16 protein-coding genes and 3 tRNA genes are annotated in these 13,072 nt (G+C 70.9%); 11 read left to right on the top strand and 8 right to left on the bottom strand.

Annotated elements, in window-relative coordinates; all coding sequences use genetic code 11:
* Positions 1-10: 10 nt before the first annotated feature.
* Complete coding sequence (locus tag HN031_RS04765; protein ID WP_172267057.1) at positions 11-403, bottom strand: response regulator; 393 nt, start codon at positions 401-403, stop codon at positions 11-13.
* A gap of 148 nt (positions 404-551) precedes the next feature.
* Here HN031_RS04765 and HN031_RS04760 point away from each other — a divergent pair.
* The 3 genes from HN031_RS04760 to HN031_RS04750 all read left to right on the top strand — a co-directional run bounded on the left by HN031_RS04760 (position 552) and on the right by HN031_RS04750 (position 1,239).
* A tRNA-Glu gene (locus tag HN031_RS04760) sits at positions 552-624 on the top strand.
* Positions 625-716: 92 nt separating this feature from the next.
* A tRNA-Asp gene (locus HN031_RS04755) sits at positions 717-793 on the top strand.
* Between the two features lie 92 nt (positions 794-885).
* Positions 886-1,239: a metallopeptidase family protein gene (locus HN031_RS04750; protein ID WP_172267054.1), complete on the top strand. Its 354-nt coding sequence runs from the start codon at positions 886-888 to the stop codon at positions 1,237-1,239.
* A gap of 40 nt (positions 1,240-1,279) precedes the next feature.
* On the opposite strand, the gene HN031_RS04745 is transcribed toward HN031_RS04750, so the two are convergent.
* From HN031_RS04745 to HN031_RS04735, 3 genes are read right to left on the bottom strand one after another with little or no spacing between them, the layout of a single operon-like run.
* On the bottom strand, positions 1,280-1,612 hold the full coding sequence (locus tag HN031_RS04745) for a CrcB family protein (RefSeq protein WP_172267051.1): 333 nt from the start codon (positions 1,610-1,612) through the stop codon (positions 1,280-1,282).
* Complete coding sequence (locus tag HN031_RS04740; RefSeq protein WP_172267048.1) at positions 1,609-2,004, bottom strand: CrcB family protein; 396 nt, start codon at positions 2,002-2,004, stop codon at positions 1,609-1,611. Before HN031_RS04740 ends, HN031_RS04745 begins: the two co-directional genes overlap by 4 nt.
* On the bottom strand, positions 2,001-2,939 hold the full coding sequence (locus HN031_RS04735; RefSeq protein ID WP_172267045.1) for an ATP-binding protein: 939 nt from the start codon (positions 2,937-2,939) through the stop codon (positions 2,001-2,003). Before HN031_RS04735 ends, HN031_RS04740 begins: the two co-directional genes overlap by 4 nt.
* Before the next feature lie 212 nt (positions 2,940-3,151).
* Here HN031_RS04735 and HN031_RS04730 point away from each other — a divergent pair, with 212 nt between their 5' ends.
* Positions 3,152-4,636 carry an NAD(P)/FAD-dependent oxidoreductase gene (locus HN031_RS04730; protein WP_172267042.1) on the top strand — a complete coding sequence of 495 codons (1,485 nt, stop codon included), beginning with the start codon at positions 3,152-3,154 and terminating at the stop codon, positions 4,634-4,636.
* A 79-nt stretch (positions 4,637-4,715) separates the two neighbouring features.
* Here the strand turns inward: HN031_RS04730 and HN031_RS04725 are convergent.
* The 3 genes from HN031_RS04725 to HN031_RS04715 form a co-directional block, all read right to left on the bottom strand.
* Positions 4,716-4,788, bottom strand: a tRNA-Lys gene (locus HN031_RS04725).
* Entirely contained in the window at positions 4,751-5,365 is a 615-nt protein-coding gene (locus HN031_RS04720; RefSeq protein ID WP_367650771.1) for a GNAT family N-acetyltransferase, read from the bottom strand. Before HN031_RS04720 ends, HN031_RS04725 begins: the two co-directional genes overlap by 38 nt.
* 35 nt (positions 5,366-5,400) lie before the next feature.
* Positions 5,401-5,772 carry a universal stress protein gene (locus HN031_RS04715; RefSeq protein ID WP_172267038.1) on the bottom strand — a complete coding sequence of 124 codons (372 nt, stop codon included), beginning with the start codon at positions 5,770-5,772 and terminating at the stop codon, positions 5,401-5,403.
* A gap of 76 nt (positions 5,773-5,848) precedes the next feature.
* Between HN031_RS04715 and HN031_RS04710 the strand changes: the two genes are divergently transcribed.
* Positions 5,849-6,607, top strand: a complete 759-nt coding sequence (locus HN031_RS04710) for a copper homeostasis protein CutC (protein WP_172267035.1) — start codon at positions 5,849-5,851, stop codon at positions 6,605-6,607.
* 3 nt (positions 6,608-6,610) lie between these two features.
* On the opposite strand, the gene HN031_RS22180 is transcribed toward HN031_RS04710, so the two are convergent.
* Positions 6,611-8,125, bottom strand: coding sequence for a M81 family metallopeptidase (locus tag HN031_RS22180; protein WP_322920279.1), 1,515 nt, complete (start codon positions 8,123-8,125; stop codon positions 6,611-6,613).
* Positions 8,126-8,408: 283 nt separating this feature from the next.
* On the opposite strand from HN031_RS22180, the gene HN031_RS04700 reads away from it, so the two are divergent.
* From HN031_RS04700 to pstA, 6 genes are all read left to right on the top strand, one after another.
* Positions 8,409-8,612 (top strand): cold-shock protein, encoded by a 204-nt coding sequence (locus HN031_RS04700; RefSeq protein ID WP_045548871.1) that lies wholly within the window; start codon positions 8,409-8,411, stop codon positions 8,610-8,612.
* A gap of 209 nt (positions 8,613-8,821) precedes the next feature.
* Positions 8,822-8,995: a hypothetical protein gene (locus HN031_RS04695; protein WP_172267030.1), complete on the top strand. Its 174-nt coding sequence runs from the start codon at positions 8,822-8,824 to the stop codon at positions 8,993-8,995.
* Between the two features lie 69 nt (positions 8,996-9,064).
* Positions 9,065-9,922, top strand: coding sequence for an NUDIX hydrolase (locus HN031_RS04690; protein WP_172267027.1), 858 nt, complete (start codon positions 9,065-9,067; stop codon positions 9,920-9,922).
* 214 nt (positions 9,923-10,136) lie between these two features.
* A complete protein-coding gene (locus HN031_RS04685; protein ID WP_172267024.1) occupies positions 10,137-11,111 on the top strand; it encodes a PstS family phosphate ABC transporter substrate-binding protein in 975 nt (324 codons plus the stop codon).
* A gap of 20 nt (positions 11,112-11,131) precedes the next feature.
* Complete coding sequence (gene pstC, locus HN031_RS04680) at positions 11,132-12,067, top strand: phosphate ABC transporter permease subunit PstC (protein WP_172267021.1); 936 nt, start codon at positions 11,132-11,134, stop codon at positions 12,065-12,067.
* A complete protein-coding gene (gene pstA / locus HN031_RS04675) occupies positions 12,067-12,978 on the top strand; it encodes a phosphate ABC transporter permease PstA (RefSeq protein ID WP_172267018.1) in 912 nt (303 codons plus the stop codon). Before pstC ends, pstA begins: the two co-directional genes overlap by 1 nt.
* Positions 12,979-13,072: the final 94 nt, after the last annotated feature.

The following is a 13,072-nucleotide window of genomic DNA, read 5'->3' as shown; positions in this document are numbered from 1 at the left end:
AGGGCCGGGTTCAGGCCTCCGAGTCGCGCAGGGTTTGCTCGATCAGGTCGCTCAGCTGCTGGATGCGCAGCGGTTTCTGCATCACGGTGACGATTCCCAGCTCCTGGAGGACGGCTCGGTGCTCGCCGGCCCAGGCGCTGATCACCACGATCTTCATCGTCGGAGCGACCTCCGGACGAGCCCGGAGCCACCGCACCACGTCGACGCCGTTCATGCGCGGCATGGTGAGGTCGAGAAGCATCACGTCGAAGGACTCGACCTCCAGCTTCTCGACCGCGTCCATGCCGTCGACGGCGGTGGACGCGACGTGCCCGGCACGCTCGATGAGCCGGCAGAAGACGTCACGGATGTCCTCGTTGTCATCGACGACGAGGAAGCGCAGCTCCCGTGACTCCTGGCTCACGCGGCAAGTTTAGTAAAGTCGAGTGGCAAATCGCTGGCAGTCTTGCGAAGTCGTGTCCCCAATCACCCGGTCGGACCCGTTGGTTGGGAGGCCGGAGCGCGGTGGCCCTATGCTGGTCGACGCTCGATCGGGCCCGCCCGGTGAGCTGGCCCCCATCGTCTAGCGGCCCAGGACCCCGCCCTTTCACGGCGGTAGCGCCGGTTCGAATCCGGTTGGGGGTGCGACCCGGGGCGAGGGTGCCGCCGATTGTGTGGCGCCGGAGACCATGGGTTAGAGTTCCACCCGCTTCACCAGTTCCACCGAAGTTCCACCTGGCCCCGTAGCGCAGTTGGTTAGCGCGCCGCCCTGTCACGGCGGAGGCCGCGGGTTCGAGTCCCGTCGGGGTCGCCAACGCATGACCGAGCAGGGTGAGCCTCAGGCTCACCCTGTTCGGCATTTCGGGCCGCTGAGCCCGTGTTGCGGGGATTATCTACGCTGAGGCCATGCCGATCGACCTGGATCCCGCCGCGTTCGACGCCATGGTGGGGCGGGCTCTCGACGGCCTCCCCGACGACCTCGCCCGCCTCGTCGACAACGTCGTGGTGCTGGTCGAGCCGGAGGCGCCGGCCGACGACCCGGACCTCCTGGGGCTCTACGACGGGCTGGCGCTGACGGAGCGGCCGGCCAACCACGCCGGCATGCTCCCGGACCGGATCCTGCTCTTCCGAGGACCGCTCCTGGACATGGCCGACACGGTCGACGACCTCGAGGAGGAGGTGCGGATCACCGTCGTGCACGAGGTCGCCCACCACTTCGGTCTCGACGACGCGCGGCTCCACGAGCTCGGCTGGGGCTAAGCCTCGCACCTTGACGATCGTCAAGATTTAACCAAGTGGCCTAGCCCAGAAGGGTGACCCCGGTCCATCCGACCGCGCATGCGGCGATGGACAGCACGGTGGTGGCGACGACATAGGTCCCTCCGACGGCCGACGGACGCTCGACCGCCTGCACGGCGAAGGACGAGAACGACGTGAAGGCGCCGCAGAATCCCGTGCCGAGCAGCGCCCAGGCGGCGTCGCCCAGGGACAGCGCGGCGAAGACGCCGAACAGCCCGGACCCCACCGTGTTGACCAGCAGCATCCCGGTGGGGAAGGTGCCGTCGAGCCTCGACAGCGCGAAGCGCAGCGGGGCGCCGACAGCGGCGCCCAGCGCGACCAGGAGCGCCGTCACCGCAGGACCTCCTCGGGCTCGCGCGGCCGGGCGAGCCGCCGTCCCAGCGCGGCAGCGAGCAGACCGGCTGCGAGCGTGCCGACGAGGTAGGCGCCGGCCGTGGGGACGTGCCCCGAGGCGGCGAGCTCGCGGACCTGTCCGGCCCACGCCGACACCGTGGTGAAGCCGCCCAGGAATCCCGGCCCCAGCGTCACCGCGACGCGGGGCGAGCGGCGTACGACGGCCAGCGCGGGCAGCACGCCGAGCACGAACGCTCCCACCACGTTGATCGCCAGCGTCGGCCACGGGACGAGCGTGTCGGGTGCCACCGTGTCGACCGCGAGGCGCAGCAGCGCGCCCGCACCACCACCCGCCGCGACGAGGGCCAGGTCGGACGAGCGGCGGGTGGTCACCCGACCTGGCTGGCGATGGGCGGGCCGGTGTCGGTGTCGGGATGGCCGGGCCACGGCTGCGCGCCGGCGCCGTCCAGCTGGTGGACGAGCTCGCCGAGGAGCCAGTTGTGCAGGGACCGCTGTGCCGAGGTGCGGGCCATCGAGAGCAGCCGCTCGGCCTTGCAGAAGGCGTCGGCGACGTCGAACATCTCCGTCATCGTGACGAAGATCGGCCCGGCCTCACGCATCATCGGGAAGCTGACGTCGACCTGGTGCAGCCCCTGCGACTCGGCGGCGCGGAGCTGGTCGCGGTAGGAGTCGGGGAACTGCCGCTCGAAGTTGGTGAACATCGCGGTCAGGTCGCCGGCGAGGGGGTAGTCGGACTGGTGCGAGAGCGAGAGCAGGCGCAGCTCGCGCCGCAGCTCGTGGTACTGCCGGCGCAGGCTCGCGTGCAGCGGCACGTCCACGCCGACGAGGCGCACCTCGACCGTGGCCTCGCTGGTCGGCTCCGGCGGCACCTGGTCGTGCTGGTCGATCACCCACTCGGCGGCCGCGTCCTCGCTGACCTCGGGCGCGGGCTCGAACCACACGATCTTGCCGTCGGACTCGATCGTGGCGCCCCATGCCACGGCGCACTGCGCGACCATCGACAGCCCGCGGCCGAAGGTGAGCAGCAGGTCGAGGTCGTCGACCTCGACAGGGGCCGGCGGCACGGGCGGGACCGGGGACCCGTCGACGACCTCGATGCGCGGGTGCGTGGCCGTGCCCCGCACGCGGACCTTGTAGGGGGCGGTGGCGTGGAGCAGGGCGTTGGCGACGAGCTCGGAGACGCCCAGCTCGGCGCACTCGACGAGGTCGGGACGCTCGAGCCGGTGGCAGACCTGACCGACCCAGCGACGCGCGTCGGCCGCAGCGCGCGGCGACGACGCCAGCGTCAACTCGGAGCTCAGCGGCACTGGGACTCTTTTCAGGGGGGTGTCGACAGTCCAGTGGGGCGGTCTCTACCCGGTGTCGGGTGCTTCAAACCTCGACCACACCATAGTTTCTCGGGGCGCTGGGTAGTGGGGTGTGAGCAAGAAGACGCGCCCGGCGTTTCGCGGTCGGTGCTGCGCGGAGGAGAATGGGTACAGCGGAACCAGTGAGCGCACCTACGACACCAGGAGCATCCATGACCTCGACGCAGGACTCCCACCGCCACAAGGTGGTGGTGATCGGATCCGGCTTCGGCGGGCTCTTCGGCACCAAGGCGCTGCGACGGGCCGACGTGGACGTGACGGTCATCGCGAAGACCACCCACCACCTCTTCCAGCCGCTGCTCTACCAGGTGGCGACGGGCATCCTCTCCGAGGGCGAGATCGCACCGCCCACCCGCGAGGTCCTCAGCGGCCAGGACAACGCGCGGGTCATCCTCGGCGAGGTCACCGGCATCGACCTGACGGCCCGCACCGTCACCTCGCAGGTGCTCGGCCGCGACACCGTGACGTCGTACGACTCGCTGCTGGTCGCCGCCGGCGCCGGCCAGTCCTACTTCGGCAACGACCACTTCGCCGAGTTCGCCCCCGGCATGAAGAGCATCGACGACGCCCTGGAGCTGCGCGGGCGCATCTTCGGCGCCTTCGAGATGGCCGAGCTCGGCGCCACGCGCGGCGACGACGTCGACCACCTGCTGACCTTCGTCGTGGTGGGTGCCGGACCGACCGGTGTGGAGATGGCCGGCCAGATCGCCGAGCTCGCGCACCGCACCCTCAACAAGGACTTCCGGGCGATCAACACCCGCCACGCCCGCGTCGTGCTCATCGACGCGGCCGGCCAGGTGCTGCCGCCCTTCGGCGCCAAGCTCGGCGCCAAGGCCCAGCGCGAGCTCGAGAAGCTCGGTGTCGAGGTGATGCTCGGCGCGATGGTCACCGACGTGGACGAGCGCGGCCTCGAGGTCAAGTTCAAGGACGGCCGGGTCGAGCGGATCAACTCGGTCGCCAAGATCTGGGCCGCCGGCGTGCAGGCCAACGCGCTGGGCAGGACGCTGTCGGAGCAGAGCGGCGCGCCGCTGGACCGCGCGGGCCGGATCTCGGTCAACCCCGACCTCACCCTCCCCGGGCACCCCGAGGTGTTCGTCGTCGGCGACATGATCGCCCTCGACAACCTCCCCGGCGTCGCGCAGGTCGCGATCCAGGGCGCGAAGTACGCCGCCAAGGAGATCCGCAACCGCGTCGAGGGCAGGCAGCCGCAGCCGCCGTTCAAGTACTTCGACAAGGGCTCGATGGCCATCATCAGCCGGTTCCGCGCGGTCGCGATGGTCGGCAAGCTCCGGCTCACCGGCATCGTCGCCTGGCTGATGTGGCTCGGGGTCCACCTCGTCTACCTCACCGGCTTCAAGAACCAGGTCTCCGCGCTGATGCGGTGGGCGATCACGTTCATCAGCAACAACCGGTCCGAGCGCACCACCACCGAGCAGCAGATCTTCGCGCGCGCCGCGCTGGCCCGGCTGCGTCGCGGTGCCGCCGACCTGGTGAGCGACCCCGGCATCTACGACGCCACGCGGGCGATGATGGTGGAGACCCGCCGCCAGGAGCTCGAGCAGGCCGCCGAGCGCGAGTCGCAGCTCACCGACTCCGGCGCCCGCGGCGTGCCGGCCGACCGCGTCGGCGGCGCCTGACCGGCAGCCGCTCGACCCGGAGCCGCCGGGTTGAGGCCCGGCGGTCCGGGCCTGCCCGCGGCGAGCGAGTGCTGCGCGGTAGGCCTCCAGGGGCTCGAACCCTGAACCAACGGATTAAAAGTCCGCTGCTCTACCCATTGAGCTAGAGGCCCGGGGGAGGGGTGCGTCCGCGCGACGAGCGCCCGGCGCGACCTCACACCTTGAGGCGCATCCTCTCAGAGGAGGCTGGCCGGCCCGGTCAGAGGGACAGCTTGAAGCCGTCGGCGAGGCCACGAAGCCGAGCTCCTCGTAGAACCCGTGCGCCCGCGTGCGCTGCTTGTCGCTCGTCAGCTGCACCAGCGCGCACCCGCGGGTGCGCGCCTCGTCGACCGCCCAGGTCAGCATGGCCCGTCCGAGGCCGCTGCCGCGCAGGTCCGCGTGCACGCGTACGCCCTCCACCTGCGCCCGCAGCGCACCGCGGCGGGACAGGCCGGGGATGAACGACAGCTGCATCGTGGCGACCACCCGGCCCTCGGCCGCCGCGACGACGAGGAGCTGGGCGGGATCGGCGTCGATCGCCTCGAACGCGGTGACGTACGGCGTCAGCCCACCGTCGACGGTGGGTCCGTCCCGGGTCGCGCCGAGCGGGTCGTCGCTCAGCAGCGCGACGACGGCCGGCAGGTCGCCGGCAGTCGCCCGGCGCAGGGTGACCGACCGGTCGGAGAGCTCGAGGGTCGCCGGCAGGCTCACCTCCACGTGGTGCCGCACGGGACCCGGGCTCCCGGTCAGGCCTTGACCGCGAGCACCGGCCGCGGGGCGTCCAGCAGGATCTGCTGCTCGGTGCTGCCCATGATCAGCTTGCCGACCTGCGTGCGGTGGCGGATCCCGAGCACGAGCAGCTCCACGCCCGCCGTGTCGGCGGCGGCGAGGAACGCGTCGACGGGAGAGCCGTCGGCAGGCTCGGGGACGGTCCGGAGCGGCACCCCGGCACCGGTGGCGGCGCCCGAGGCCAGGGCCACGACCTTCTCCTCCTCGGCCGCGTCCAGGGGCACGTTGTGCACGACGAGGTCCGTGCGGTGGAAGGCCGCCTGGGTCGCGCCGGCCCGGATGGCCTCGGCGCCCTCGGGGGTGGGCTTGTAGAAGACGAGGACGCTCACGGGCTCTCCTGCTCGGGACGGGGTCGGGGTCGGGCACGAACGTAGTGGACCGAGCACCCGGGCATAGCGTGGGTCCATGACCGCCGCACGCCTTGCCGCACCCCTGGCCGAGACCCTGGTGGAGATCTGCCTCGAGGACGTCGGGGGAGCGCGGCTCGCCGCCGAGGCGGGTGCCGACGCGCTGGAGGTGTGCGCCGGCCTCGTCGACGGCGGCACGACGCCCACGCTCGGGTTCGTCCACCACTGCGCCGCGCACGCACCCGGACTCGAGATCCGCGTGCTCGTGCGGGTCCGCGCCGGGGACTTCGTGCACTCCGAGCAGGAGGTCGACGTGATGGTGGCCGACATCGAGGCGGTCCGCGCGTCCGCGGACGGCTCGGTGCGGCTCGGCTTCGTGGTCGGCACGCTGACCCCCGACGGCACCGTCGACGCCGACGCCGTACGACGCCTCGTCGCCGCCAGCGCGGACGCACCGGTCACCTTCCACAAGGCCTTCGACTCCGTGCCGGACAAGCCCTCGGCGCTGCGCCTGCTCGGCGACCTCGGCGTGACGAGGGTGCTGACGTCCGGCGGCGCCGGTCCCGCGGTGGACCACCTGCCGCTCCTCGCCGACCTCGTGCGGCGAGGTGGCGACGACGTGAGGATCGCGGTCGGTGGCGGCGTGCGCCCGGGCAACGTCGCGCAGGTCGTCACGGAGACCGGGGCGCGCGAGGTGCACCTGCGGGCGCCGGGGACGGTGGTGTCCACCGGGGTGTCGGCGGGCTACGACGAGGGGAGTCGCAGCGTGACGAGCGCGGCGGTGCTGGCCGACGTGATGGCGGCGCTCGGCCGCTGATCCTCAGCCCCCGGTGTCACCGGGGAACAGCACGGCGTCCGCCACCGGGTCGACCGACGACACGTCGTCGAGGGGGAACATCGGTCGTCGGACGCGGCGGTGGCCGAGCCGGGACAGGTGCTGGTCGACACCGCCCGGGGTCAGCGCCAGCATCCAGTCCGCCGCCAGGTCGAACAGCTCCGGCTCGAGGTAGCCGATCTTCACCACGACGATGTCGGCGGTGCGCGGGTCCAGCCCGAGCCGGGTGAAGTCCGACTCGAGGTGGTAGGGCCGCCGGCGCCGGGTCACGACCACGTCCACCGCGGGCGTGCGCACGACGACCTCGACGTTGTCCTCCGAGGGCACGACCGCCACGACCCGGCCCGACACCTGGACGGGTGGGGCCGGCCGCGGGTCGATCCGGGCGCCCAGCGTGAGGCGTACGTCCGCCCCGACGCCCACCTCGGCGGCCGCGAGCGCCGCCGGCGCGTCGGGGATGGAGGCGTAGATCGCGCGCTTGCCGCTGGCTGCCAGCTCCTCGCTGGCGAGCAGCGCCGCGAGGGTCCAGGTGACGTCACCCGCGCCGCCGGCGGTCGGGTTGTCGCCGGAGTCGGAGATGACGAAGGGCCCCGTCGGGGCGGCGACGGCCCGCGCGAGCACCTCCGCCAGCGTGCCGGTGGGCGCGACGAAGCCGAACTCCTCGCGCCGGGCCCAGAGCTCGCGGGCCAGCGCGGCGGCCTCCCTCGTCGCGCGGCCGGCGTCGTCGCCGATCACCATGACGACCGCGCAGTTGCGCGGCTCGTCCGCCCACGGGTAGCCGATCCAGATCCCGGCGTCGAGGATCCCGTCCAGCGCCTCGATCTCGGGGACCCGGGCGTAGAGGCTCGTCGCCGGCTCCTGGCGGGTGCTGGTCATCTCGCCCGGCAGCAGGATCGGCACCGGCACCCAGGCCTTGGCCGGACGCCGCCGACCGGGCGGCAGGGCGAGCCGGTCGAGCAGGTTGCGGGCCGCGCGCTCCTTGGTCTCCTGCCAGTCCACGTGGGGGGCGGTGCGGTACGTCGTCAGCAGGTCCACCGTCCCGGCCAGGGTGCGGGACACGTTGCCGTGCAGGTCCATCCCGCTGCTGATCAGGCAGTCCGGACCGACGACCGCCCGCACCGCCACGGCGAGGTCACCCTCCATGTCGTCGAGGCCGACCACGCTCGCCGCGCCGTGGATGTCGAGGACCACGCCGTCGAGCGGTGCCTCGGCGATCGCGGCGACGAGGCCGGCGAGGATCTCGGCCTTCAGGAGGGCGTGGTCGTCGGCCGGGATCGCGCCGCCCGCGATGTTCCGTGCCTGCAGGATGCCGATCCACTCGGCGCGGTCGGCCAGCGAGCCGCCGGGGCGCCAGAAGTCCCACGCGTCCAGCACCTCGCGTCCGCGACGGGGCGCGAGCATCGCCGCCGTGGTGAGGGCCGGCGAGAACGTGGAGGCCTCGAGGCTGATCCCGCAGACCGCGACCCGCGGGAGGGCCGGCGGACGGGTCGGCGTGGTCACCGGCCGATCGTGACAGGTGGGCGCTGGCCCCGGCGCGGCGGCCCCGTTGGCCCAACGTTCACGAACAGGTGGTTCTCAGACGGTGACGTGCGGCGATTTGTTGGTAGTGTTCGTGGCGCAACAGGTGCAAGTTCCAGCAGGTTGACGCCCGCGGAGTTTGTGATCCAACGGCGTTTCCATCTTCGGGCCCTCCAGCTTGTGAGTCGGAGCGACGTGTCACCGCACTTGGTGCGGAGTCGTCGAAGTGACGGCTTCTCGTTCCGATAACAGGAGTACCGAGCACATGGCTCAAGGCACCGTGAAGTGGTTCAACGCCGAGAAGGGTTTCGGCTTCATTGCGCAGGAGGACGGCGGCGACGACGTCTTCGTGCACTACTCGGCCATCCAGACCAACGGCTACAAGTCGCTGGACGAGAACCAGAAGGTCGAGTTCGACGTCACCCAGGGCCCGAAGGGCCCGCAGGCGGAGAACGTCCGCCCGCTCTGATCGGCAGAAGGCTGGACCTGTTCCAGACCTGATCGCGAGTTCGGCCCCATCCCCTCTTTAGGGGTGGGGCCGGATTCCATTTCGGGGCAGACTACGCACACGAGTAGCACGTTCGGGTCATTCCGCCGGTCGTGGCTCTCCGCCAGACTTGGCTGGGACGCCTAGACTTGGGTGATCGGAGCACCGAACGCGACAAAGGGGAGGGTGACGTGCACGACCAGTTCGACGTGACCCTCGAGGACGGCGACCTCCTCGGCGAGGTCGAGCTCACCACGACGCTCATCATCGCCGCGAGCGAGTCCGACGAGCACCTCTCGCAGGAGCAGATCGACCAGCTGCTCGGGGTCATCCCCAAGCCCCGCCAGGACTCCTCCGGCTCCTGATCCGCCTGCGCGCGCCCTGCCTCGGGACGGGGTCTCCTCAGGCCGGCGGCGAGGTGTGAGACTACGTCCATGGAGCCCCGCGACGTGCGCGCTGCCGGTGCCGTGGTGACGCGCAGGGGCGGTGACGTGCTGCTGGTGCACCGTCCCAAGTACGACGACTGGTCCTTCCCCAAGGGCAAGCTCGACCCCGGCGAGCACGCCGTGACCGCGGCCGTGCGCGAGGTGGCCGAGGAGACCGGGCTGCACGTCCGGCTGGGCCCGGCCCTGTCGCCGCAGCGCTACCGGCTCACCAACGGCCGGTGGAAGTCCGTCGCCTACTGGACCGCCCGCGCGGTCGGCAGCGACGACGTCAGCCGCTACTGCCCCAACGACGAGATCGACCGGGTCGAGTGGGTCGACTGGTCGGAGGCGGTCGTGCGGCTCACCTATCCCCACGACCGCGAGACGCTCGCCGAGGCCCGGCCGCTGCGGCGTCGTACGCGCGCCCTCGTCGTGCTGCGGCACGGCAAGGCCAGGTCCCGCGCCGCGTGGCGCGGGGACGACCGGCTGCGGCCGCTGCTCCGCGTCGGTGAGGTCCAGGCCCAGCGGCTGGTGCCGCTGCTCGCCGCCTTCGACGTGACAGCCGTGCACTCCTCCTCGAGCACCCGCTGCACGCAGACGGTGGCGCCGTACGTCGACACCACCGGCTGGCCGGTGAAGCTCTACGACGAGCTCAGCGAGGAGGACTCCTCGGTCGACGCCGTCGTCGAGCTGGTCGACGACCTGCTCGACGGCGACGAGGCCGCGGTGCTCTGCACCCACCGCCCGGTGCTGCCGACCGTGCTGGACGCCCTGCAGGTGCCCGACGTCAGCCTGGAGCCGGGCTCGATGCTGGTGGTCCACCACCGCAAGGGCAAGGTCGTGGCCACCGAGGTCGTCGATCCCTGACGCAGGGCTGCTCGGGCGGCACCTCTAGACCCGCTCGTCCGTGTTCGTCAAGCCCGGCCGGGCGAGTTCATGTGATCGTCGTCTCACGCCCGAATGGGTGACGCCAACCGGTCCAGCCGAGTTCACCGCGCGTTCACCGACGGCGCCGCGGTCGTTCTCCTGCCCTGCTTAGCGTCCTCGCTGTCAACACACCGAGATCTTCAGGAGTAACGAAGTGAAGCGCACTTCTCACCGCTGGGCCACCGCGTCCGGTGCGGCCGTCCTGGCCATCACCCTGGCCGCCTGCGGCGGCGGCGACGCCGGCGCATCCGACGGTGGCGAGTCGGGTGGCTCGTCCAGCGGCGTCAGCGGCAGCGTCGCCGTCGACGGCTCGTCGACCGTCTACCCGATGAGCGTGGCGGCCCAGGAGCTGCTCAACGAGGAGAACCCGGAGATCCAGGTCACCGTCGGCGAGGCCGGCACCGGTGGCGGGTTCGAGGTCTTCTGCACGGGCGACACCGACATCTCCGACGCCTCGCGTCCCATCGAGGAGGACGAGGTCGCGGTGTGCGAGGAGAACGGGATCGAGTACACCGAGCTCCAGGTCGCCACCGACGCCCTGACGGTTGCGGTCCACCCCGACCTCGAGGTCGACTGCCTCACCACGGACCAGCTCATCGACCTCGTCGGCCCGCAGTCGAAGGCCACCAACTGGAACGAGATCGACCCGAGCTTCCCCGACCAGGAGATCTCCTTCTTCTTCCCGGGCACCGACTCCGGCACCTACGACTACATGGCCGCCGACGTCGTCGGTGACGAGTCGGAGACGCTGCGCGACGACGTCGAGTCCTCCGAGGACGACAACGTGCTGGTCCAGGGCGTCGGGGGCACCGAGGGTGCGGTCGGCTTCTTCGGCTACACCTACTACGAGGAGAACCAGGACACGCTGAAGGCACTGTCGATCGACGACGGCAACGGCTGCGTCGAGCCCTCCGCCGAGACCGCTCAGGCCGGCGAGTACACGCCTCTGGCCCGCCCCCTCTTCATCTACGTCAACAACGCGAAGTACACCGACAACGAGGCGACGAAGGCCTATGTCGACTTCTACATCGAGAACCTCGCGGACATCGCCGAGATCGGTCAGTTCATCCCGCTGAGCGACGAGCTCTACTCGGAGACGCAGTCCGCTCTCGAGTCCCTCGGTTCCTGAAGCCAGGCCTGATCCCTGACATGAGCAACAACGCCACCACTGGCGCCGCAGGCCCGTCCTCCGGGACGGGCCTGCCGGCCGGTGTCGACCTCCGGGCGAAGTCGCGCCCGGGCGAGCGTGTGATCACGGTCGTCCTGCGGCTCTCCGCCTACGCGTCGATAGCCATCACGTTCGGCATCGTCGCGGCACTCATCCAACCGGTGATCGAGTTCTTCGGCGACGTCCCGGTCGGTGACTTCTTCGCGATGGAGGGCAAGTTCGCCGTCCTGCCGCTGGTGACGGCGACCCTCATGGTCACCGTGATCGCGCTGCTGGTCGCCGTGCCGCTGGGCCTCGGTGCCGCGCTCTACCTCTCCGAGTACGCCTCGAAGCGGGCCCGCAAGATCCTCAAGCCGACCGTCGAGCTGCTCGCGGGCGTCCCGTCGGTGGTCTACGGATTCTTCGCGCTCACCTTCGTGACCCCCACGCTGCTGCAGGAGATCCTCGACATCGGCGTCGGCTTCACCAACGCGTTGGCAGCCGGGCTGGTGCTGGGGGTGATGATCATCCCGACGATCGCCTCCCTGGCCGAGGACGCGTTCTCGGCAGTGCCGCACTCGATGCGGCAGGGCTCGTACGCCATGGGCGCCAACCGGATGCAGACGAGCCTGCGGGTGGTCTTCCCGGCTGCGCTCTCCGGTGTTGCTGCCGCGGTCGTCCTGGGGATGTCCCGGGCAGTCGGCGAGACGATGATCGTGGCGCTCGCGGCCGGGGCGCTCAAGAACTTCAGCCTCGACCCGCGCGAGGGGATGCAGACGATGACGGGCTTCATGGCCCAGACAGCAGGCGGCGAGAACCCGGTCGGCTCGATCGAGTACAACAACCTCTTCGCCGTGGGCATGCTGCTCTTCGTCATCACCCTGGTGCTGAACCTCTTCAGCATCAGCTTCGTACGACGCTTCAGGCAGGTCTACTGATGAGCAGCATCGCCTCGACCACTGCTCGCGAGGTCACGCGGAGCCTGGCGACGGGCCGCAACAAGGACCGCACTCCCGTGTCGCTGATCTTCCTCATCGGCCTGTGGTTCTCGCTCTTCTTCGGCGTTCTCGTGCTGGTGGCACTGATCGTCGACACCGCCATCGCGGGTGCCCCGCGGTTCGACATGGAGCTCCTCACCAACTACACCTCCATCGTCCGGCCCGAGACGGCCGGGTTCCGGGCAGGCATCCTCGGCAGCCTGTGGCTGATGGTCTTCACCGCACTGATGGCCGTGCCGCTCGGCATCGCGGCCGCCCTCTACCTGGAGGAGTTCGCCGACTCGACCACGAGGTGGAACCGCTTCGTCGAGGTCAACCTCCAGAACCTCGCGGCCGTACCGGCCATCGTCTACGGGCTCCTGGCCGTCGCGATCATGGCGCTCATGGGCTTCAGCAACGCCGGCACCGTGCTCGGTGGCGCGCTGGCGCTCGCGCTGCTCATCCTGCCGGTCATCATCATCACGACCCGCGAAGCGGTGCGGGCGGTCCCGCGGGACATCCGCCAGGGTTCCCTGGCCCTGGGCGCCACCGTGTGGCAGACGACGTGGCGGCAGACGCTGCCCTCCGCGATCCCCGGGATCGCGACCGGGACCATCCTGGGTCTCTCCCGTGCCATCGGAGAAGCAGCCCCCCTGGTGATCGTCGGGCTGGCCGGCTCCGTGCTCTTCGACCCCACCGGGGTCATGAGCCCGATCACCGCCCTCCCGATGCAGATCTACTCGCTGACCTCCCAGTCCCGCGAGGAGCTGAGGCAGGCCGCCTCGGCCGCCATCATCGTCCTGCTTGCGATGGTCCTCGGGCTGAACGCCCTGGCCATCTTCATCCGCAACAAGTTCCAGCGATCCTGGTGAGAGAGACACTCGACATGGCTTCAGCCACTTCCTCCGACACGTTCCCCCAGATGGGCACGCTCGGCGACGTCCACGTCAACGCCGAGCGGCGGCT

This window comes from Nocardioides sp. zg-1308, from assembly GCF_013155375.1.
Taxonomy (GTDB): domain Bacteria; phylum Actinomycetota; class Actinomycetes; order Propionibacteriales; family Nocardioidaceae; genus Nocardioides; species Nocardioides renjunii.
This window is presented reverse-complemented; position numbering and strand designations above follow the sequence as displayed.